This is a genomic window from Bacteroidota bacterium (genome assembly GCA_020161395.1).
Taxonomy (GTDB): domain Bacteria; phylum Bacteroidota; class Ignavibacteria; order Ignavibacteriales; family Ignavibacteriaceae; genus UTCHB3.
The window spans coordinates 145,552-168,189 of sequence record JAIUOE010000003.1 but is presented as its reverse complement, the minus strand read 5'-3'; the positions used below and the strand labels follow the sequence as shown (position 1 = coordinate 168,189).

The 22,638-nt window shown below is 42.5% G+C and carries 14 protein-coding genes; 8 read left to right on the top strand and 6 right to left on the bottom strand.

The features are described from left to right. Positions 1 to 176 precede the first annotated feature (176 nt). Both LCH52_06080 and LCH52_06075 read left to right on the top strand, forming a co-directional pair. Positions 177 to 5,894 (top strand): choice-of-anchor J domain-containing protein, encoded by a 5,718-nt coding sequence (locus LCH52_06080; protein ID MCA0388047.1) that lies wholly within the window; start codon positions 177 to 179, stop codon positions 5,892 to 5,894. Between the two features lie 201 nt (positions 5,895 to 6,095). Continuing rightward, a complete protein-coding gene (locus tag LCH52_06075) occupies positions 6,096 to 9,398 on the top strand; it encodes a T9SS type A sorting domain-containing protein (GenBank protein MCA0388046.1) in 3,303 nt (1,100 codons plus the stop codon). Between the two features lie 114 nt (positions 9,399 to 9,512). On the opposite strand, the gene LCH52_06070 is transcribed toward LCH52_06075, so the two are convergent. The 5 genes from LCH52_06070 to LCH52_06050 form a co-directional block, all read right to left on the bottom strand. Continuing rightward, complete coding sequence (locus LCH52_06070) at positions 9,513 to 9,923, bottom strand: ATP-binding protein (GenBank protein ID MCA0388045.1); 411 nt, start codon at positions 9,921 to 9,923, stop codon at positions 9,513 to 9,515. Between the two features lie 58 nt (positions 9,924 to 9,981). Beyond that, positions 9,982 to 11,892, bottom strand: a complete 1,911-nt coding sequence (locus tag LCH52_06065) for a hypothetical protein (protein ID MCA0388044.1) — start codon at positions 11,890 to 11,892, stop codon at positions 9,982 to 9,984. Beyond that, positions 11,889 to 12,839: a hypothetical protein gene (locus tag LCH52_06060; protein ID MCA0388043.1), complete on the bottom strand. Its 951-nt coding sequence runs from the start codon at positions 12,837 to 12,839 to the stop codon at positions 11,889 to 11,891. Before LCH52_06060 ends, LCH52_06065 begins: the two co-directional genes overlap by 4 nt. Before the next feature lie 151 nt (positions 12,840 to 12,990). Continuing rightward, complete coding sequence (locus LCH52_06055) at positions 12,991 to 14,097, bottom strand: hypothetical protein (GenBank protein MCA0388042.1); 1,107 nt, start codon at positions 14,095 to 14,097, stop codon at positions 12,991 to 12,993. A 74-nt stretch (positions 14,098 to 14,171) separates the two neighbouring features. Further along, positions 14,172 to 15,572 (bottom strand): MBL fold metallo-hydrolase, encoded by a 1,401-nt coding sequence (locus LCH52_06050; protein MCA0388041.1) that lies wholly within the window; start codon positions 15,570 to 15,572, stop codon positions 14,172 to 14,174. Positions 15,573 to 15,709: 137 nt separating this feature from the next. Between LCH52_06050 and LCH52_06045 the strand changes: the two genes are divergently transcribed. From LCH52_06045 to nuoF, 6 genes are read left to right on the top strand one after another with little or no spacing between them, the layout of a single operon-like run. Beyond that, a complete protein-coding gene (locus LCH52_06045; protein MCA0388040.1) occupies positions 15,710 to 16,078 on the top strand; it encodes an NADH-quinone oxidoreductase subunit A in 369 nt (122 codons plus the stop codon). After that, on the top strand, positions 16,069 to 16,590 hold the full coding sequence (gene nuoB, locus LCH52_06040; protein MCA0388039.1) for an NADH-quinone oxidoreductase subunit NuoB: 522 nt from the start codon (positions 16,069 to 16,071) through the stop codon (positions 16,588 to 16,590). Before LCH52_06045 ends, nuoB begins: the two co-directional genes overlap by 10 nt. Next, positions 16,580 to 17,068, top strand: a complete 489-nt coding sequence (locus LCH52_06035; protein ID MCA0388038.1) for an NADH-quinone oxidoreductase subunit C — start codon at positions 16,580 to 16,582, stop codon at positions 17,066 to 17,068. The genes nuoB and LCH52_06035 overlap by 11 nt, the downstream gene beginning before the upstream one ends. A gap of 8 nt (positions 17,069 to 17,076) precedes the next feature. Further along, entirely contained in the window at positions 17,077 to 18,330 is a 1,254-nt protein-coding gene (gene nuoD / locus LCH52_06030; protein ID MCA0388037.1) for an NADH dehydrogenase (quinone) subunit D, read from the top strand. 13 nt (positions 18,331 to 18,343) lie between these two features. Beyond that, positions 18,344 to 18,817, top strand: coding sequence for an NAD(P)H-dependent oxidoreductase subunit E (locus tag LCH52_06025; GenBank protein ID MCA0388036.1), 474 nt, complete (start codon positions 18,344 to 18,346; stop codon positions 18,815 to 18,817). A 10-nt stretch (positions 18,818 to 18,827) separates the two neighbouring features. Continuing rightward, positions 18,828 to 20,138, top strand: a complete 1,311-nt coding sequence (gene nuoF, locus LCH52_06020) for an NADH-quinone oxidoreductase subunit NuoF (GenBank protein ID MCA0388035.1) — start codon at positions 18,828 to 18,830, stop codon at positions 20,136 to 20,138. Between the two features lie 748 nt (positions 20,139 to 20,886). Here the strand turns inward: nuoF and LCH52_06015 are convergent. After that, positions 20,887 to 22,590, bottom strand: coding sequence for an AMP-binding protein (locus LCH52_06015; protein MCA0388034.1), 1,704 nt, complete (start codon positions 22,588 to 22,590; stop codon positions 20,887 to 20,889). Positions 22,591 to 22,638 lie beyond the last annotated feature (48 nt).

Here is a 22,638-nt window from a genome sequence, read left to right as displayed (position 1 = left end):
CGTGCCTTTTTGCTTTTTTTAGTTCAGGGAAAATGTTTACCTTAAGGATGAGGAAAGTTGTGATATCATAATTTTTTTCCTCTTAGAATTCATTTTTGAAGAGGTACATACGGGTTGCTGACAACAGTTATCCGGAAAATTTCATCAATCAATCATTCATTAAAGACAGGTGGTTTATGCGAAATAAACTTACTTTTACGGTTAGTGCCTGGATGATTGCTTTATTCCTGATTCTAGGAATAAATCAATCGCAAGCACAATACCGGACGACACTTTGGGAGAAGGGTGCAAAGCTCGCCTCTCTTCCGGCGTGGTTTGGCACCTCTAACTCAGAGCGTGGCCTTGCTTACGGCAATGGTAAAATTTATGTTTCAACAACTAAATACGGGACCAGAGTGCTTGTTCTGGATGCTGCTACGGGAGATTCTGTTGGCGTTCTTGACATGACAGGCGTTTCCGGTGGTTCCGGAGCAGCAATTGCTGATGTTGAAGTGGATGCAGACGGAGCAATCTATGCCTGCAACCTTGTTACCACTGCCACAACATCGGCATTCAAAATTTACAGGTGGGCAAATGATGCGGCTGTGCCTGTAAACATCATTTCGTCATCCACTCCTGCTGCAAGACTTGGTGACAAGTTTACGGTAGTTGGGTCAACAACTAACAACACACTCGTAATCTATGCTGCCACTTCAACCACCAACAAGGTTTACAAGTGGACAACTGCAGATAACGGCACTTCATATTTACAGGATTCAATTACTCTCACAGGTGTTTCAACTACTTCCCCAGGTTCAACTCCTGCTGTGTATCCTCTCACAACCGGATTATCTGAATTCGTTTACAAGTCAACCGGTTCACAGGGCAGAAGATTCAATGCTGATGGTACAGTAATAGATTCTCTTGGTTCGAATGCTGTCGGTAATACCGGATCCAACGCTCTTCGTTACTTTACGATGAACGGACGGAAGTACATTGCCATTTATCTCTACACAGGAAATCCACAAAATGGAATTCGTTTGATAGATGTAACCAACCAGTACAGCACTCAGCACCTGGTACTGGACTATACCCCCGGTTTAGGTACAACTTCTAATGCCAATGGTACAGGTGATGTTGCGATGTTGCTTGGTTCAGGAGAAGTGACTTTTTATGTACTTGCGACAAACAATGGTATCGCTGCGTATAAATACTTCTTCAATGGATTACCCGAAACAAACACCGTTTCATCATTCCCGTACACCTATGATTTTACCAATGGTCTAATCACAGCTAACGGCTGGTCAGGTAATTTTATTGACAGAGGTACTGAATCCAGGACCAATTATGCCGCCAGATTCCTCTACAATTATATTCCTACCACCCAGGCAGGTTTGACTTTCGGTAACCTTACTTCACCGAAAATAGAACTGCCAGCCGGACACAGAGTAAAATTCTGGTGGAAGGATGATGACATTACTGCTGTGATTGGTCAGGATACCACATTTTTTGAGGTCTCAACCAATAATGGCTCTACATGGACTACTTTAGGTTTTATGTCAAGAGCAAGTTCCATGTCCGCATATGAGGAAGCCATTTTTGATTTGAGTGCATATGCGGGAAATAACTTCAGGATGAGATGGAGAGACAGAACCAACGGTTCATTTTCAGCTTATGGTTTTGGTCTTGATGATATCCTCATTGAACCCGTTCCACAGGTTGCAGTTATCGGATTGAATCCATCCACTACTGCATTTGGAACAACCTATGTTGGTGGCAACATGCAAAAAACTGTTGTTGTCAGCAATACGGGTGGTGTGCCTTTAACTGCCACGCTGACACTTCCTGCCGGAATAACAGCGAATTCAACTTCATTGAATGTTGCAAATGGTCAGTCATTCAATCTTATACTTACATGGACACCAACAGGCGCAGGTGCCTATAGTGATTCAATAAGATTCGTAACAAATGACGCTACCGCAAGTGATTTTTACTACAAACTCACGGGTACCGCTGTTACTCCATTCGTACTGAATGAAGTTGTTCAAAATTTTGATACCTCCACAGGTACGATTCCTGCCAACTGGACAGGTAACTATACTGTTGTAGCAAGTGGTGGTGTGGGCTGGTCAAAGAGACTTAGCCGAAACCTTTACGGTACTTCAACAAATATGACCGGTTTGTTTACCACACCTTTCTTCTCTGCAACTGCAACTTCAGTTCTCAGATTCAAATACAGAGCGGTAAACTTTTCCGGATATGGAACCGGTACAGCAACAGCCACTCCGGCATCTGATTTCAAAATTTGGATATCAGTATCAACCAACTACGGTGGATCATTTACTGTTGTTGACTCAATTGGTTCACATAACCATGTTGCAGACACCAACTATGTCCAAAAATCGTGGAATCTGAATGCTTATGCCGGTCAGAACATTCAGGTAAAAATTGATGGTCTTAAGTTAAATGCTGCTGATTTCTATTCCGATTTCGATGACTGGTTTATGGGGACACCTCCTGTTTCAGCAATCGACTGGGGTAACCTGCAATGGCCAGCTACTGCTACCATCACCGCCGGTGACTCGGTTACAGTTTACGGTCAGGCATGGAAAAGTGGAGTCACCGACTCGACAGGTCAGGCTTTTGGTTTGAAGGCATGGGTTGGTGTTAGTGCTACAAACACAGATCCATCAACATGGTCTAACTGGACACAAGCAACTTTCAATGTTCAGTCTGGTAATAACGATGAGTTCATGGCTTCTATCGGAAAAACCCTTGCACCCGGAACTTATTACTACGCTTACAGATATGAATATCTTGGCGGACCATACCGCTACGGTGGTTACAGTTCCGGTGGCGGTGGATTCTGGGATGGCACTACCAATGTAAGTGGTGTTCTTACCGTCAATCCATGGACTATAACTTCATTCCCTTATTTCCAGGGATTTGAAGATGTCGCTTTCCCTCCAACAGGCTGGGTAAGAGAAGATAAAAACGGTGGAACCACATGGACGAGAGCAACCGCTTCCCCGAGAACCGGTACCGGTCACATGCGTTATACATATAACGGCTCTCTACCCGGTAACGACTGGATGATTTCACCCGGGGTTCAGATGACCGCCGGTCAATCGCTTCAGTTATCATACTGGTATAAAGCAGCATCAAATGCCTACCCTGAAAAACTGAAAGTTCTCGTTGGTAAAGGTGCACAGACAGCAGACAGTTTAACTACCGTTCTTGCTGATCATCCTGCTATAATTAACACTGTTTATGAAAACAATGCTGTTTTCTTTACAGCCCCGGCTACGGGAGTCTATTACTTTGGATTCCAGGCTTATTCCATAGCAGATCAATGGAATCTTGATGTTGACGATATCACTATCTCGGCTCCAAGACTTGTTGACTATGCTGTTGTTGGTGTAACCCAGACCACAGGTCAGTCTGATGGATTCAGATCATTCAATATGTCGAAGAAAAATCCTACTCTTCAGCTTGACATGAAGAATGCAGGAAGAGCTGCTTCAAATGTGAACAACAGTTCCATGATTAAATCTGAAATACTGACTACTGAACTTGCAGGACTTCTTCCTGTTTACATCCAGTCAACAATCAAGAGACTCGGAAGTACAGGACCGGCATTTACCGTAAATGCTTCGTTCGATGGAACAGGTGCAACACCTGTGAACAGACCGGGAATCGGAACCATTGGACAGATTGAAAATGTACCGTTCCAGTTCACCCCGACAGCGAGAGGAACTTTCTCTGTATTGTCATTCGTGACATCAGCAGGTGATTCTGTAACAGCAAACGATTCACTCTATAATCATAAAATTCGTGTATATCCGGATTCAGCAATTGTTCTCAAAAATGATGATCTGGAAAACAATCCATTGACTTCCATCGGATTCGGAACGAACAATCTGCCTCTTACAGCGGGTGTTCGTTTTACTGCTGACAGAAACATGAGACTTGCAAACATAGATGCGATTTACAGAAATGAAAACGCACCTGATTCGATAGAAGTAAAAGTTTGGGCTGCCGGTGTTGATACACTTGCTCCGGGTGCTTTGCTTTATTCGAAGAAATTCGCAGGTATCAACTACATCAACAGTGGTGCAGCCACACAACTGGTTACATTACCACTCGACAATAACGCACCAACCTTCCTTAGCGGCAGCGATTTCTGGGTTAGTATCTCATTCGTGGCTGCAATCCAGTTCCCGATGGGCGCTCACACAGGTACAATTCCCAAACCGGGAAGAAGCTTCCTGTCGTCTGACGGCGGTGCGGTCTGGTTGCCATTAGTATTGTCATCCACCCCTTATGCATGGACCATGCGTTCTGTTGGTGTGCCTTATACACCTCCACCACCACCGGTTTACAGCACATTGTGGGAAAAATCACAAGCTCAGGGTTCGCTTCCAAGCTGGTTTTCAACAACCAACAATGAAAGAGGATTCGCTTTCGGTCGTGTGAATGACGGAACCGGAAACATGGTCAGCAGACTCTTTGTCGTCTCCAGAAACGGTGGAAACAGCGTCAGAGTTGTTGATCCGGCAACCGGTACCGACGCAGGTACTCTTACAATGGATGCCATTATTGCTGGTGGTCTCATCGTGATAAATGACATCGAAGTTACTTATGATGGCAAAATTCTTGCATCCAATGTCGTTGGTTCTACAGCGGGTGCAGAGTACAGAGTTTATATGTGGAACAGTCTGACAGCTACTCCTGTTTTAGCAATGTCATATATGACTCCCGCAAATACTCCGGCTATCAGACTTGGTGACAAGTTCAGAGTTACCGGAAACTTCTATAACAACACAGCAGTTCTATGGGCGGCAGATGCAGCCAACGCGAAGGTATACAAATTCTCAATGAGTAATGGTGCATTCAGCAACATTCCTGAGATAATAACCCTTAGCAATGGTGCTTTTGGTGGATCAGCTTCTGTGGCTCCACTTCCTGACGGTTCATTCTATTACAATGCCGGCGGTAAGAATGTTATGAAGTACACCTCAACAGGTACAATTATCGACACTATTCCTGGCTCGATTATCGGAACGGGTTCAAACTCAATCCAGTATCTTGGAAGTGTATCGAGAGCTACAAACGAGTATATTGTTACTTTTGCTCATGGTGCCGGAAATGAAAATGGATTTATCGCTCAGGTTCCTGATGGAAATCCAAAACTTGGTACCCTTTATGGTAAATCACCGGCACTCGGTACTAATGCGAATGCCAACGGAACAGGTGATGTTGCCTTCATGTTCAATGATGATAACACGATCACTGTATTTGTTCTTTCCTCGAATAACGGCTTCGGTGCTTACAAGCTCTTGAACACCGTTCCTGTTGAATTGACATCATTTACTGCAACAGCAACCGGTTCAAATGTTAACCTGGCTTGGGCAACTGCAACAGAAACCAATTCTTCGGAATTTGTAGTGGAAAGAAAAGCAAACAACGGAAACTGGGAATCAGCAGGTTCAGTAAAAGCTGCAGGTACTACCACTTCACCAAGAGCCTACTCGTTCATCGACATGAATGTTGCCTCCGGCAAATATTCCTACAGACTGAAACAGGTTGACCTTGACGGAACTTCCACTACTTTCACAGCAGTTGAAGTTGAAGTCGGAACACCCGCAACATTTGATCTGAGTCAGAACTATCCTAACCCGTTCAATCCAAGCACCAGAGTTAACTTCTCTTTGCCAACAGCATCGAATGTAACTCTCGAAGTCTTTGATATCTCGGGTCAGAAGGTAGCTACTGTAATCTCAGGTTACCTGACTGCTGGTTATCATACAGCAGAAATCGATGCGCAGAAGTTCGGACTTTCCTCGGGTATTTATCTCTATAAATTGTCCGCAGGTCAGTTCACTTCAACGAAGAAGATGATACTGATGAAGTAGTTTGGAGGTGTGAAGTTTGAGGTATGAAGTTTGAAACTTAATACCTGATACCTAATATCTTATAATAATTAAGCTGTCTCAGAAATGGGGCAGCTTTTTTTTTGCAAAGCACAGATATTTATGAAAATATTGCTTAATTTGCACTTTACAGAAATTATTAATTTAATTATTCACTACAAACAAATAAATAAGGAACGAGTTATGAAAAAACTTGTTACAATCTTACTGTTTTTGAGTATAGCATCAAGTTTTGCTTTTGCTCAAATGCAGTATAATTTCGGCAGGGCCACCTCAGCTTATGAAGGTAATACTGCCGGTTCTCAATTCACATGGACAGGTACCGCAGACGATGGATATTCAGCTCCTGTTCTTATAGGATTTCCTTTTACATACGCCGGAGTAGCCCGCGATACTTTCCAGGTATCGACAAATGGTTTTTTGAGATTCGGATCAGGTCTCGCAGCTGCCACATTCTCTAACGCATTAAACGGTACTCTCAGAAGCATTCTGGCACCGTTGTGGGATGATTTAAAAGCTTCGGATTCCACTAAAGTAACATACCAGGTTACAGGAGATGCTCCTAACAGAATCCTGACTGTTGAGTGGAAATTAATGCACTTCCCATACAATAATCTTGACCCGAATTCTAATTTTATGGTCAGGTTGTATGAGACAACAAATATAATCGAGTATGTATATGGTGGTTTTGTTGTACCTACTTCAACTACTATTCCTACTGCATCAATTGGAATGTCGAACTCAACCACGATTCTGACTGCAGGCCAGGCAACCGGTCAATTCTTTTCGATCAATATCGGTGGAATCGCTGGTGCACGAGTATTCCATCAGTCCATGGGTCAAGAATTTAACGGTGTGGCTGCATTTCCTGATTCAGGAACCGTTTTTACTTTTACACCGACAACACCCAACCCTCTCTCCGGCAACTATACTGTTGGTAGTGGTGGAAATTTTGCAACGCTTAGTGCTGCAGCAATGTTTTTGAATAGAAATGGTGTGTCGGGACCCGTCACTCTTACGGTTAATTCAGGAACATATGATGACATTTTTCATCTTATAAATGTGGCAGGAACCTCTTCTACCAATACAATTAAACTTGTTGGTTCAGGTACTGTTGTCCTTTCACCACTTAATGGAAGTTATTCAACCACTGCTCCCGGTGCTGCTTCAGGTGATGCTATTATCAGACTCGAAGGTGCTCAATATGTAACCATTGAAGGTCTTCAACTGGTTGACAACCTGAACAACCTGACAACCAGAACCAAGTTTAATATGGGTGTTCTAATGCGTAATGCAGTTTATCCTGTATCAGGCGTTGCAACATTCGTTGGCTCTAAATATAATACAATTAAAAATGTGTCGATCGATCTTAACGCCATGAACGGACAGCCAAATGCCGGAGCTATTGGTATCAGGTTAGGTACCTTGGGAACAAATACTGCAGATACTCTTGGTGCAAACAGCTACAATACAATTCAGAATTGTATTATTGAAGATTTCTGGAGAGCTGCTGTTCAGATGTACGGTTTCGCCGGCGTCACAAATCCTGACAGAGGCAACAGAATAATCGGTACAGACGGCAGTTTCTGCGAATTCAGAAATGTTAATGTCAATGCAGGTGCTGCAGCCGACATCAGAACCATCGAGATGAATGCCGAGTTTAATCCTCAGATTGAAAATGTCAAGATATATAATATCAAAGCATCAGTCATGGTCACAAACAGTGTTTATGGTATCAGATTGAATCCAGCTAACTCTGCAACTGATCATATCTCAGGTAATATCGTTATCAGAAATGTCAGCATTGAAGGTATCTGGTCTGATGGCACAACACCAACAACAAGTCTTGCTGTTGGTATGGACATTCAGCAGTTGGGATTAAACTCAACATTGCTCATTGACAAGTGTTCAATTAAGGACATTTACAGCAACGGCAGCACAACCGGTAGAGCGTTTGGACTGCAGTTAAATAACGGTTTCGCCACAGGCGCGAATGTTACAACCATTCAGAACAATTATATCTACGATCTTAGAGCTCCAAGGTCAACCGCTTCGGGTACTGCAACAGGCCCTGCCATTCATGGTATGAACCTGCAGGCTACAGCCGGCGCTGTAACATACAATGTTTATTACAACACTGTATTACTTGATGGCAATACTGCCCCAACCCTTGCAGCGATGCATTCAACCAACCTCTTCTGGGGTAACTTTGGTTCGGGTGTACTTGATCTCAGGAACAACATCCTCGTTAACATGACCCAGGGCGGAACAGGAAGAACTTCAGTTCTTTTTGCATCATCCGGAACAAACTTCCTTAAACTTGCTGCAACAACAAACAACAACCTGCTTTATGCTGATACAGCTCAGGTACTTGATGTGATAGCTTACAACGCAGCAACTGACTATGTAACTTTGGCTGATTACAAAGCTTATGTAACTCCAAGAGATACATTTGCCGTAACTGAAAAAGTACCATTCCAGAGTTATGCAGCTCCTGTAAATCCAAGAATCAACACAGGCATGCCAACCCAGGCTAATGCCGGTGCACTTCCGATCGCCGGAATCACAACCGATTTCTATGGCAATTTCAGAAATGCAAATACTCCTGATATTGGTGCTGAAGAGTTCACAAATGAAGTAAATGCTCCATCGAACCTCGCTGCAACCAGTAACAATCCATACTATGTTCAACTGACATGGACTGACAATTCAGGTAATGAGGAAGGTTTCTATCTTGAACGCAAAGATGGTGACTCAACCAGCGTGAATGCTTATTCTGTTATCAAAACCCTTATTGCAGGAGCAACCTCTGTTAGAGATTCCTCAATTCAGGGTTCAACATCGTACACATACAGAATCAAAGCCTTCAACGGACAGATTAGCTCCGCTTACTCAAATCAGGCTCAGGTTGTTACAATTGTACCTGTAGAGCTGACTTCATTCACAGTAACCGCTGACAAAAACAATGTTAATCTTGCCTGGTCAACAGCTACTGAAACAAACTCGAATCAGTTCATTGTTGAGAGAAAAATAACGGGTGGTGAGTGGACAGAAGCCGGAACAGTAAAAGCTGCCGGTACTTCAACGACAACCAAGACCTATTCGTTCTCGGAGAAGAATCTTACAGCAGGAAAGTATTCCTACAGACTAAAACAGGTCGATTTTGACGGTTCAACCCAGACATTTGACGCTGTTGAAGTTGAGGTAGGAATTCCAACTGCATTCGACTTAAGCCAGAACTATCCAAATCCATTTAACCCGACTACAAGAATCAATTTTGCAATTCCGACTGCTTCAAATGTTACCCTCGAGGTATTTGACATCTCCGGTCAGAAGATTGCAACTCTCGTTTCAGGTTTCATGAACGCCGGATATCATTTTGTTGATGTGGATGCCGTTAAATACGGAATGTCTTCAGGAACATATATTTACAAGATTCAGGCAGACAAGTTCTCTTCAGTTAAGAAGATGATACTCGTCAAGTAGTTATGAATTATAAGTTTTGAGTTATTAATTAATTCGAAGCTTTGAATCTTTAAAGCCTCTCATGAAAATGGGGGGCTTTTTTTATTTATGAGTTATGAATTGGGATTAGTCAGGTTATATTTCGAATTCGAGAACGGTTTCGGTTCCGAAAGGGGATGGGGTGAAACTGAGTGACTTGGAGTAGATTCTCATGAGGAAGAGACCTCTGCCGGAATCCTTAAGCAGGTTCTCAGGTTTAGTCGGATCGGGTATGGAGGTCGGGTTAAATCCCGGTCCCTGATCTTTGATTGAGACGACAAAGAGTCCATCTGAAACAGTAATGTTGATGGTGACGGTTTTGTCAGGATTTTGCTTGTTGGCATGGAATATGGCATTGGTAGTAGCTTCAGAAACTGATAGCATAATACCATAAAGTTTGTCTTCCTCTATTGCCATTTCCTCGGCGATTTTAAGAAGAAATTCCTCGACAGTGTAAAGATTGTCGGGGATGCTTTGTAATTCCAGAAAAAACTTTTTTGTTTCCACTAACTCTGTTTTTTTTATTGCAAAATAGCAAAAATTAATTTTATTTCAAGCCGGAAAATCACAAAAACCACTTCACATTCAGATTTAAAGTGGTTAAATAGCGTCTCTCGTTTCCTTTTGAATCTATTCTCTCGTACCAGCCCTTGATTGAGAGCAAAAATGAATTGTAAAACAGGGCGCTTACTTCAGTTAAAGGGGCAATTCCGGAATAAAAATTTTCCTCTTTGTTTACTCCGTTTACTATTATATCAGAATTATAGGAGTAATATCTAAGTCCTAATTTAAAGGAATAATTCCCAAAATTTGTAACCAGTGCCGGCAGCAACAGGAGCTCCCTGATTTCGCGGCTTGGTTTAATTTTGTACTCACTCCACCTCAAGTCACCTTGTTCACTCAACTTGTAAAAACCTGTAAATTCAAACTTAAAATCCTTGGAAATTGAGATAGAGGCAGAATCAACCAGGGAAATTTGTCTGAAACTGAAACTTTTAAATCCGGGATTCAGATCTTCAAAATCATACACAAGATAATTGGCAATTATTTCAAAAGTACCGTAATTTCTTACCGCTGCAGAGTTGTAGATGTAACCTGTGTTTAGCCTGAAAATTCTGTTTGTATTATTGTTGGAGCTTCGGGCAGCAAGGATGTAAACCAGTTTACCATAGGAGAAGTCAAATCCTGCAAAGAGAGAGAGATTTGAATTAAGGACCCTTGTATAACGCGTTCTAAACTGGGATAACAGTTCATCTCTTTCGTCAAAATTCTCCAGAGATGGAGTATCGTATCTGAGTTTGAAATGTGAAACTGTTAGATCCACTCTGTCATACGGACTTATCAGAAAGGCACCGGTAAAAGAGAGAAACACCTGTGAAGCAATATTGTTCTTCACCCCTTCATTTTTTTGTTTCTGTTCGAAATAGTCAGAATTTGCATCCGACGGATTAATAAGCAGAAATTTTTCATTTCTTTCCGCATAACTTGCGAACAGTTTCAGATCAAGAATCTCCGAGAGATAGTTAATGCCTCCACCCAGGTCAAATTTTAATTCCTCAATTTGCGAGTCAAAGGAGGTGGGGAAACGGTCGCCGGGGAGCTTGTATTTTGTCGTTCTTTCAACTATTCGATCTGAAAAATTGAGTCGAAAATTGACCGAGGTATTTTTCACCACATCACTGTACAGGAATTCATCTGAAAATGCTACTTGTCTGTCATTCCTTCGTTGCAGGTTCTTCTCAATGGAAAACAACGGTTTCAGTGATGAATCGGCATCGAAGAAGAAATCCCTGCCCGACTCATGATAGTTAAAAGCAAAACGGTTTTGGATTCCCGGGTCAAGAAAATTCTCAATTGTGGTTCGGAATTCCCTAAGTGTGTTTTTCCTCGGACTGATATCTTCATTTCTGAAGATCAAATTTCCGCCAATCAGGAATTCAGACAGTTGCGTTTTGTCCATTCCTGCCTGAATACCGTAGATCCCTCCACTGTTTGAGATACCTGACTGCACATCCTCAATGTAACCGGCAAAGGGGAGTATGTCCAGCAGATTTTCTACCAGCACACGGTTATACAGCATACCATAGTTCGAGGCGGCGGTGTTGATGTCAGTCGATCGTGAGTCACTGTATATTTTGCTGCTGACGAGTGCACCGGGATTGAACCAGTTGTTGAATTTATAGTCTCCGGAGAGTTTTAGAACATTTTCATCTCTTGTAGTATTTGAACCCGCGTATTTCAGAAGGGAGGAATTCAGATTTTCATTCAGTCTGAGGTTAAGCCCACCAAGGAAAGTAGCATATTCTATGTTGGTGACGAGGGAGTAGATGCTCAATTCCTTGTTGAATACTGTGGAAATCGAATTTTGTTTTGAAAAAGGGAAAATATAAGAGCCGGTTGAATCACTTTCATACTGACCGAACAGTGAAGCGGGGAGTAGAACAAAAATGAGGAGAATGTTTAGATGCCGGTTCAATTGAACTGAGAAATTTGGAATGATGAGAGGTCTGACCAATAGACAGCATTTGTTGATCCGGGAAGATAGACTGCAACTCTCCAGTAATATTTTTTATTGAGAGCTAAAGAATAAGCAGTGAAGGGGATAAAAAGTTCTCCTGTCTCTGATCTTCTGTACCTGTTTGATCTCCAAAACTCATTTATTACAGGAGAATCGTAAACTATAATTTCATATTCAATATCCCAGGGAAGAGACCTGACAGAAAAAACATCAAACAATGGAAGTATGGCTCCATTCAAAGGAAAGAGTTTTTCCGACTGTGGAAACAGAAATGCCGGATAATCTTTTGAAAATCCGCTGAATCTTCCACCTTTGTCGGCTGTCCGGAATTTGTAGTAGTAGTTAACCGAGTGAGAGAGAGCAAGCGAATCGGTATCATTTGAATCATCCAAAAGAAGCATGAAGTCATTCGGAGTCGGGACGAATCCTGCATTTGTTGATCTGTACACCTCGAGTCCCTTTAGATCGGGATTCTCATCTCTGCTCCATTCGAAGGACACTATCAGCCTTCCTTCGAAGTTTACAGGTCTGACATTAATTAAAAAGGGGAGTACAGGGTCTGTGTTATTAAGAGGTTTGATGCCCTGGAAAAATGCTTTTCTGCTCTCCTTCCCGTTTCTGCCAACTGATGACACTGCGTAAGTGTAGGTGGAATCGTAAAACAATCCTTCATCCCTGAAAAAATTGGTTCTAAGCTCTTTATACATTACGAGATTAACCGAATCATTGATCCCCCTGTAAAGCCTGTAGGAAGAGTATTCCGGGTCAATGTTTTCCCACCATCGGAGAATAATTACACCATCACTTGCCGTTACCACTCTCAGGTTCTCCGGAACGGCAGGAGGCAATCCCGAATCGTAGGGCGAAAGAGGTGTAACCTGCTCACACCCTGAAAAGGGCAGCATCAGCAGGAATAATAAAAACAGAGCCGGTGGCGATTTTAATAAGATGGTTTAATCCGCAATTTGTATAAATCAGCATTTCAAAATAACAGATTTTGACGAGATTTAAAGCCCGAATAACGGGTAAAAACGGATACTTGAGTCTCAGAATTACCTACTTTATACCGGGATTAAATTCAATCTCAGAGAGATTGAACACTCCATATGTAAATTCACCGTCAGGATAGTGCCATACTGCCTCACCTCTCGAAAGAACATTAACTCCGTTTATCTTTTTGTACTCCTGAACGGGAGTTGAAAATCTGTAGCTTTTCATGTCGGAAATCGCATATCTGTCGTCAGAGACAAAATTTGTTAATTGTCCTTCGGAGTTAAAATACAATGTTGCAGAAATGGTAATATTTCCATTTGTGAAAGTTGCTTTTGTTGACAGCGAGTCTGTTTCCTCCCATTTTATTCTTCCGTCAATAAGTGAGGCGGGAGCCATTAAACACATGTCATTAAACAAAGTAACGGTTTCCGCTTTATTCATGATATCACCCTCTGCACCCATAACAGTAAAAAATCCAAACAGCCTTACATCCATGTAAGCCTTTCCTTTTGAGTATTTGTGATACCCCGGTACTGTTAGTCCAAACATCTCACCTTTCATAAAGAAGAGGCGGGTAGGGTTATCAAAAAAGTTGTATTGTTCCGACCTGAATGAAAACCAGTCCTTCCCCTTTTCCCGCATCTGACCTTCGAACACTATCCTTACAGATTTTACTTTTTCTTTTCCGACAACTTCTGTGTAGTGAAGGTATTTCTGAACCGGAGCGGGGAGATGCTTAATGTCATTCTCAGAGAGGATATCAGATTTTTGCAATGCAACTCTCTTTTCGTTCGCTTCATAATCATTGATGAATTTGTTTTCAAAGTTCCACATCCCAAAATGGGCGATCACGGGAATGAGAATTATCAGATTGGCAATTGTTCCGTACTTTGCCGACTGCCAGTTGTTAAATATCAGTATCTGCGAGATGACTACGGCAACTCCGCAGAACAACCACCAGTTTCGGTTTCCGGTTAGATACAATATGGTGGAAAGACTGAAAAGAAGTGTAACGACAAGCCAGAGCATTCCTTCCGGTTTGCCAATATGTTCGCTGATCTGTGGCATTTCGGAATATCCGAAAGCTTTGGCAAATCCCATCAAGTGGATTAAACCATGAATTAACAGGATCGCTGATAAAATAATTTTTGTTATATATTCAACTTTCATGCATGTTCCATTGTATCACAGGCTGCCTCCGTTACGAAAACAGCCTGATGAAAAAATTAAGTTAAACCGGTTAATTATTTCAGAGTAAAATACTCTCCTTTTTTCGGAATCCTTACTGATTTGAAGTGGTTCAGAGTAAGGCGATTCGCAAATTTCTCCTGCTGATCGGGTTCGCCATGGACGAGGAAAATCTCCTTCATCCTCTCACGGCTGAATTTATTTACATAATAGATTAATTCATCAGAATCGGCGTGAGCAGAAAGTGAGTTGAACACCACCACTTCCGCTTTCAATTTATATGGCTCACCAAAAATATTTATTTCAGGATTTCGTTCAATTATTCTTTTGCCGAGAGTGTGTTCCGCACAATATCCCGTCATCATGATTATATTGTTCGGATTTTCAACATTATTTGCCAGATGGTGAAGAATTCTTCCCGATTCCGCCATACCTGATGCCGAAATAATCATCATCGGACCCTCTCTGTCATTCAGTCTCTTCGATTCCTCAACTTCTGTTATATAAGTCAGTTTGTTGAATCCCAGAGGGTCTTCATTCTGAAGGATATGAGCTGAAGTTTCGAGATCATAACACTCGGTGTGTCGTCTAAAAACAGCGGTGGCATTAAAGGAGAGGGGAGAGTCAACATACACAGGGATGTTGGGAACCAGCCCTTTTTCAAAAATTGTATGCAGAAGGTAAACCAGTTCCTGGGTTCTTCCCAAACTGAAGGCAGGGGTAATTATCTTTCCTCTTCTTTCGATTGCCCTCTTTATCACCTCAACAACTTTAGCCTCCGACATATCAAAATCTTCATGGAATCTGCCACCATAAGTGCTTTCACAGATAAAATAGTCAACATCCGGAATGATCTCAGGGTCTCGAAGAATCGGCATGTTTGGTCGCCCGAGATCTCCCGAAAAACCGAGCTCGATCAGTTTCCCGTTCTCAATAATTCTGATATAAGTAACCGCACTCCCGAGGATATGACCTGCATCGTAGAACGAGGCCGTTATGCCGGGTAGCACTTCAAACTCCTGATGGTAATTGACACCCTGCATAAGTTGAAGTGTATCATCCACATCTTCCTGCGTATAAAGCGGCTCAAAGAGGTTTTTCCCCTGTTTAGCCCTCTTTTTGTTTACAAATTCAGTATCTTTTTGCTGGATGTGAGCCGAATCGGCAAGCATGATCTCGCAAAGATCTTTTGTTGCATGTGTGCAGTAGATTGGACCTCTGAAGCCCTTTTTTACGAGGTTTGGCAGGTTGCCTGCATGATCGATGTGTGCATGCGACAAAATCACAGCATCAACATCTTTAGGATTGTAAAAATCAAATGTTCTGTTTAACTCAAATGCCTCTTTTCTCTTACCTTGAAACATGCCACAATCGAGGATTATTTTCCCGGCTGCTGTTCTAAGAAGATGATTCGAACCGGTAACTGTTCCGGCTGCGCCAATAAATTGAATGTCCATAATTCTCCCGTGTAATTGTCTCGTAAAATTACAAAAAAGTTACGAGATTTATCAATAATCAAATTAAAAATTGACTATATTGAAAAATTATAATAAATTTAAAGTTTGAGTTTTAAGAAATAATTGCCGGATAAATAATGCTTGAAAATTATATTCCATTAATTGTAGTTTTAGGTTTCGCTGTGGTTTTTGCCGTAGCCGTAGTGGCTTCGTCGAAGCTGTTCGGACCCCAAAGGCCCACCAAAGTGAAAATGTCGCCTTACGAGAGTGGAATGAAACCGATTGGCTCCACAGAGGAGCGGGTGTCGGTTAAATATTATGTAGTCGCAATGCTCTTCATCATTTTTGACCTCGAAGTGATTTTTGTCTATCCCTGGGCGGTCAAATTTATCTCCCTCTTCAAAGAAATTGGAATTTCCGTCTTTGTTTCGATGTTTATATTTTTAGTTGTGTTTGAGCTTGGTTTCTTGTATGCTTACAAAAAAGGAGGTTTTAGATGGGATTAGAAGCGAAATTGATGAATGATGGTTTTATAACGACCACTATTGATGCTATTGTCGGGTGGGCAAGAGAAAGTTCCGTATGGCCCATGCCGATGGGAATTTCCTGCTGCGGTATCGAGATGATGGCAGTGGGAGGACCCAAGTATGACATCGCCCGGTTCGGCTCAGAAGTTATGCGTTTTACCCCAAGACAGTGTGATTTGATGATAGTTGCAGGCACAGTGACCTACAAAATGTCGCATGTTGTCAGAAAAATATATGATCAGATGCCCGATCCCAAATGGGTGATTGCAATGGGTGTCTGCACCTCCACCGGCGGAATGTACCGTTCATATCCCGTTGTTCAGGGTATCGATCAGTTTCTCCCTGTCGATCTCTATCTTGCAGGATGTCCTCCGAGACCCGACAACCTCCTGAACGCTCTTATGCTTATTCAGGATAAAATAAAAAACACAAAAGCCAGAGAATTTCAAGATATACCACTTTTGGAGCCTGTGAAAGTAAATGGAAATTAAAGAGAATATCCTCAGACTTCTTGAGGAAAGATTCCCCGAAACAAGGTTTGAAACCACGGATTTCAGGGGAGATCTAAAGATAAAATTTGACAAGGCGCTGATCGTCCCGGTCGGCGAATTCCTCAAAACTCACCCGGAACTTCACTTCGAAATGTGCGTGGATGTAACTGCTGTCGACTGGGCAAAGAAAAAAGGAAGATTCACCGTAGTCTATCATATCTACTCGATCGAAAACAAATTCCGTCTTCGTCTTGCATGTGATGTGGAAGAGCATGAAGCACATATCAATACTGTCACATCAGTCTGGAAATCAGCAAACTGGTATGAGCGGGAGACTTACGACATGTATGGAATAAAATTTGACGGTCATCCGGATTTCAGAAGAATGTATATGCCCGAAGAATATGAATACCATCCGCTTAGAAAAGAATATCCGCTGATGGGAATTCCCGGTGATTTAACCCTCCCAAAGAAATAAGTGAGTTTATGGAAAGATTAACTAAAGACGATGTGCATCCAAGTATTGTGAAAGCTCTCCTGGATCAGGAATCAAATATTTCTTTCGAGGATGCACTTGATAATGAAATGATCCTGAACATGGGTCCTCAACACCCTGCGACACACGGTGTACTTAGAGTGCTGTTGAGACTCGACGGTGAAACAGTTGTTGCCGCCGTTCCCGATCTCGGCTACCTCCACAGAGGTTACGAGAAAATGGCTGAAAATATGTCTTACTACGAGTTTATACCTCATACTGACAGACTTGACTACATTTCACCACCGGCTAATAACAATGCTTTCTGCCTCGCAGTCGAAAAACTTGTTGGAATTGAAGCCCCGTTGAGAGCTCAATACATCAGAATGATAATGTCGGAGCTGGCAAGAATTACCTCCCACCTCGTGGCAATCGGTGCCCTCGCAATGGATGTCGGCGCTCTTACTGTTTTCCTCTGGTGTCTGCGTGAGCGCGAAAAAGTGCTTGATGCATATGATATAATCTGCGGTGCAAGATTTACCACCAGCTATGTCAGAATCGGTGGTGTGGCGGCTGATATGCCTGATAATGCAATCAAAATTATCAAAGATTTTATTGCCCAGTTTGAAGAAAAACTTGATGAAGCTGAAAGACTGCTTAACACAAACAGAATTTTTGTCGAAAGACTTGAGGGCGTTGGTGTGGTTTCCAGGGAAGATGCCATCTCTTTGGGGATGACCGGACCAAGTTTAAGAGGTTCGGGTGTAGATTTCGATCTTAGAAGAGCTAACCCTTACCTGCAGTATAACGAAATCGATTTCAAGGTACCTGTTTACAACGAAGGTGACAGCCTTGCCAGATACTTCGTGAGAGCGGATGAACTTCGTGAAAGCTGCAAAATAATTTTACAGTGCCTCGATAAAATGCCGAAAGGCGATATCATGCTGAATTCTCCCAAGAAGGTACTTCCCAGAAAAACTGAGATTTACACAAAAATGGAAGAATTAATCCATGACTTTATGATCGTCAACTTTGGTGTGAAGCCTCCGGTTGGTGAAGTCTATCAGGCGGTCGAAAATCCAAAAGGTGAGCTCGGCTTCTATATTGTCAGCACTGGTGAGGGACATCCATGGAAAATGAAAATAAAATCTCCCTCCTTCTCTAATTTACAAGCCCTCGGACCATTGGTAAAGGGGCACATGATCTCCGATGTTGTGGCAATAATCGGTAGTCTCGACCCTGTAATGGGTGAAGCCGATAAATAATAAGAGGATATTAATGGAATTCAAATTCACTGAAGAAAATCTTGAAAAAGTGAACCGGGTATTCAAAAACTACCCGACGAAAAAAGCTGCGGTTATGCCGGTGCTCTACATCGCACAGGATCAAAACCGTTACATTTCAGGCGAAGTGATCCAAGAGGTTGCCAAAATTCTCGAGATCACCGAAGAAGAGGTTATGGGTGTCGTAACTTTCTACACCATGTATCATCAGCATCAGCCAGGCAAGTACCACTTGCAGGTTTGCACCAATGTATCATGCATGCTTCGTGGTGCTTACGAAATCTGGAATGCGGTTAAAGAGCGTACAGGGCTCCAAAATGGACAAACTTCAGAAGACGGACTCTTCTCCCTCGAGGAAGTGGAGTGCATGGGATCGTGCGGAACTGCTCCAATGATCGCTGTGAATGAAGATTTCCATGAAAATCTGACAAAAGAAAAAGCCCTCGAATTAATTGACTCCCTAAAGTAGAAGTGGTGATATGGAAAAGATTGTTTTACCTGAAATAGAAAATTTACATAAACTGGAAGTCTATCGTGCCAACGGTGGATATGAAGCCATCAAAAAAGCTCTCGCAACCACTCCCGATGATGTTATAGACATCGTTAAAAAATCAGGACTAAGGGGCAGAGGCGGTGCTGCATTTTCTGCAGGACTGAAGTGGTCGTTCATGCCTAAAACAACAGATAAACCAAAATATCTTTGCATCAACGGTGACGAATCGGAACCCGGTTCGTTCAAAGACAGACAAATTTTCGAATACAACCCGCACCAGTGTATCGAAGGCATTCTTATTGCATCCTATGCGATTGGTGCACACGACGCTTATGTCTATATCCGCGGTGAATACCATAAATGGATAAAGCTCTTCCAAAAAGCTCTCGATGACGCTTATGAGGCAGGTCTCGTAGGTGAAAAAATGAAGAAGACTTTTGGTACCAAATTCCATGTGAATATTTATGTTCACAAGGGCGCAGGTGCCTACATCTGTGGAGAAGAGTCATCACTGATGAATTCCATCGAGGGAAAGAGGGGATATCCAAGAGTAAAACCGCCATTTCCTGCTCAGAATGGTCTTTGGGGCAATCCAACCACCATCAATAATGTGGAAACTCTTACAAATGTTCCTGCCATTATCAACAAAGGCTGGGAATGGTTTTCGAAAATCGGAGCCGAAAAACATCCCGGTACAATCCTCTATGGAGTCAGTGGTCATGTCAATAAACCGGGTGTTTACGAACTTCCTTCCGGAACCCTCCTTACCGACATAATCTATAATTATGCAGGCGGGGTGCCGGGTAACAAGAAAATTAAATGTGTCATCCCCGGCGGATCCTCCATGCCACCACTTCGCGGCGATCAGCTCGAAGGAATTGCCATGGATGCCGAATCACTAAAGGCTGCAGGAAGCTCAATCGGCACCGCAGGTATTATGGTAATGGATGAAGATACCGATCTCGTCGCCGTACTTGCCCGTATAACCAAATTCTACTACCACGAAAGCTGCGGACAGTGTACACCATGCCGTGAAGGTACAGGCTGGATGCTTAAAATCCTTAACCGGATGGCACAAGGCAAAGGTCAGAAAAGTGATATCGAATTACTGCTCAATGTCGCCAACAACATCGACGGCAACACCATCTGTGCACTCGGCGAAGCTGCCGCATGGCCCGTTAAGTTCATGGTCACCAGATTCAGAGATGAATTCGAAGCCAGAATGAACGAAACCGTTGACCTCCCCTCCAGAAACAAAGTTCACTCAATGAGGCACACCGGCATAGGAGTCGAGTGAGTACCTGAGAGACCAGAGAAACTCGAGTATTTGAGAAACCTGAGAGACTTGAGTACTCGAGAGACTTGAGTGATTAGAAATTGTTGGTTGTTTGTTTTTAAGCCTGTGAGAAATCACGGGCTTTTTTTTTGAACACGATACTCAGGATGTCAAAGAATAAAAAGGATGCAACCCCCGTAGCGGGGTTATATGTTCGTAGAAAACGACAAATTTCTCTCAATCATCCCCCCACCTTTATAAGGAGGGGGGCAAGGGGGGCGGTAGAGGGCAGGTGTCATGTTCGTAGAAAATCGACAATCCCGATACAATTGAACCTGCCTGGGCAGGTGGCATGTTCGTAGCAAGAAAGTTTTTAATCTGCGTATATCTGCCTCACCTAGCTATATGTCACCACAAGGGTTTTCTTGGAATTGGTCGATTTCTCAGCGAAGATGTAACCCCACTACGGGGGTAGTTTAGTTATGAGATATAAGTTATTAGTTATTATTTTTTTTTGGTGAAATGGAGGTCTGTCTGTAGGACAATCGAGACGATTGTCGCTCCTTTTCTGTTTCTTGGGTCGGTTATCTACTTTCTACGAACATTTAACCCCGCTACGGGGGTTGCATCCTTTCCATTCATTAACATCCTGAATATCGTGTTCAAAAAAAAGCCCGTGATTTCTCACAGGCTTAAAACAACCAACAACTTCTAATTACTCAAATACTCAAGTCTCTCGAGTTTCTCAAGTCTCTCAAGTCTCTCACCCTCACTTAACCAGGTACCTCTTGATCTTTTGGGTGGTGGTTTTTTCGAATTCTTTTTCTCTCAGATAAAACTTCTTTATCTGTTTATATGCCGGCAGGTGTTTGTTTGTCTCTTTTACAATTTCGGCAACAATTTTTTCCATCATATCTTTGTCGATTTTGATGCCGTTCTTTTCAGAATATTCAATGAGGGTTTCGGCATTAAGAACAACCTGAACTGCAATTATTTCGGTGTGTTTTGCATCCTCCTCGCCATAAACGAATGATTCGAGAATCAATGGATTTCTGTTGATTATATCCTCGATCTCCTCGGGGAACACATTCTTACCGTTGCTTGCAATTATTACATTCTTTTTCCGTCCTCTGATGTGTAGGAAACCGTCTGAATCGATATAACCGAGGTCACCCGTCCGGAAGTAACCATCCACGAAAGCTTCTTTGGTCAGAGCTTCGTTTTTGTAATATCCGAGCATGACATTTCCGCCTTTCACAAAAACTTCACCAACACCATCCTGATCGGGTTCAACTATTTTAATATCAACGCCAGGGAGTGGAAGTCCGGCAGCATCATCCTTGAATGCCATGAGTCTGTTCAGGGCAACAATGGGAGCTGTTTCTGTTAGTCCGTAGCCCTGTACAAATGTAAATCCAAAATCACGAAGACCTTTAGCCACTTCAGGGTCGGGGGCAGCACCACCCGCTATAAAGATTCTTACATGTCCGCCAAACCTTGCATGCAGTTCTTTAAAAACTTTGGCTTTTATCTCTTTAATACCCAGTTTCTGTAAAAATCCGGTGACTGTCACGAGTGGAGGCACAATTTTGGATTTTACCTTGTCTTCCTTGATCGATTTGGAAATTCTCTTGAACATTTTGTCAAACAGTAGCGGCACCCCAAGCAGTACCGTGGCTTTCACCACCTGCAAGTCATCCACAATTGTTTTTAATGATCGGGCAAAATGCACGGAGGCACCCGAGTAGAGAGGGCACAGCATTCCACAAGTACATTCATAGGTATGATGTATCGGCAATACAGACAGGAACTTGTCCTCGGGATAGATAAACATCATGCTCGTCATGCTTACGAGATTTACAGCAAGATTTTTCTGAGTAAGCATAACCCCTTTTGCCCTTCCAAGAGAGCCTGAAGTAAAAATTATCTCCGCCATCTCTTCGTTATTTATTTTTGGCAGGGAATTGATGTCGACGGGAATGGAGGAATTGATAAGAGCGGACATGGAGATTACATCCCCTTCGTTTTGAAGGATGTCCATGTTTATTTTCATTTTGAGTTTCTTTATTGCAGCCGCCTCTTCACTCATCAGATTGCTGAATCCTTTTGAGAAGACAATAGCTTCTGATTCACTCTCGTAGATAATGTTTAATATTTCATTGGAGGTAAGATTTTTATCAATAGGCACAATCACATAATTAAATGTCATCGCTGTCAGATATGTGATGCTCCACTGCACGCGGTTTTCAGAAATCACTGCTATATGCGAGCGTTCTTTTAGACCCAGCTTTTGAAGACCAGATCCGAACTTCAGAACTGTTTCCAGCAGCCCGTCAAAAGTCAGACGCTTAAAGGGAGTATCGTTCAGATCCTCAAGAGCAATTTTCCCTGCATATTTTTTACTGTTTTGGAGCACCATTTCCTGTAGATTGGAAATTTTCGGAACATCATACAGTTTGTGTTTAAGATCCATTTTTTCCTCAAAAATCTTGTTTTAATAACAGGAAATTTAATTAATATT

What these genes read in the sequence shown, in the direction of transcription:
- LCH52_06080 (MCA0388047.1), top strand. Translation starts at nt 177, where the DNA reads ATGCGAAATAAACTTACTTTTACGGTTAGTGCCTGGATGATTGCTTTA.
- LCH52_06075 (MCA0388046.1), top strand. Translation starts at nt 6,096, where the DNA reads ATGAAAAAACTTGTTACAATCTTACTGTTTTTGAGTATAGCATCAAGT.
- LCH52_06060 (MCA0388043.1), bottom strand. Translation starts at nt 12,839, where the DNA reads ATGCTGCCCTTTTCAGGGTGTGAGCAGGTTACACCTCTTTCGCCCTAC.
- LCH52_06055 (MCA0388042.1), bottom strand. Translation starts at nt 14,097, where the DNA reads ATGAAAGTTGAATATATAACAAAAATTATTTTATCAGCGATCCTGTTA.
- LCH52_06050 (MCA0388041.1), bottom strand. Translation starts at nt 15,572, where the DNA reads ATGGACATTCAATTTATTGGCGCAGCCGGAACAGTTACCGGTTCGAAT.
- LCH52_06045 (MCA0388040.1), top strand. Translation starts at nt 15,710, where the DNA reads ATGCTTGAAAATTATATTCCATTAATTGTAGTTTTAGGTTTCGCTGTG.
- nuoB (MCA0388039.1), top strand. Translation starts at nt 16,069, where the DNA reads ATGGGATTAGAAGCGAAATTGATGAATGATGGTTTTATAACGACCACT.
- LCH52_06035 (MCA0388038.1), top strand. Translation starts at nt 16,580, where the DNA reads ATGGAAATTAAAGAGAATATCCTCAGACTTCTTGAGGAAAGATTCCCC.
- nuoD (MCA0388037.1), top strand. Translation starts at nt 17,077, where the DNA reads ATGGAAAGATTAACTAAAGACGATGTGCATCCAAGTATTGTGAAAGCT.
- LCH52_06025 (MCA0388036.1), top strand. Translation starts at nt 18,344, where the DNA reads ATGGAATTCAAATTCACTGAAGAAAATCTTGAAAAAGTGAACCGGGTA.
- nuoF (MCA0388035.1), top strand. Translation starts at nt 18,828, where the DNA reads ATGGAAAAGATTGTTTTACCTGAAATAGAAAATTTACATAAACTGGAA.
- LCH52_06015 (MCA0388034.1), bottom strand. Translation starts at nt 22,590, where the DNA reads ATGGATCTTAAACACAAACTGTATGATGTTCCGAAAATTTCCAATCTA.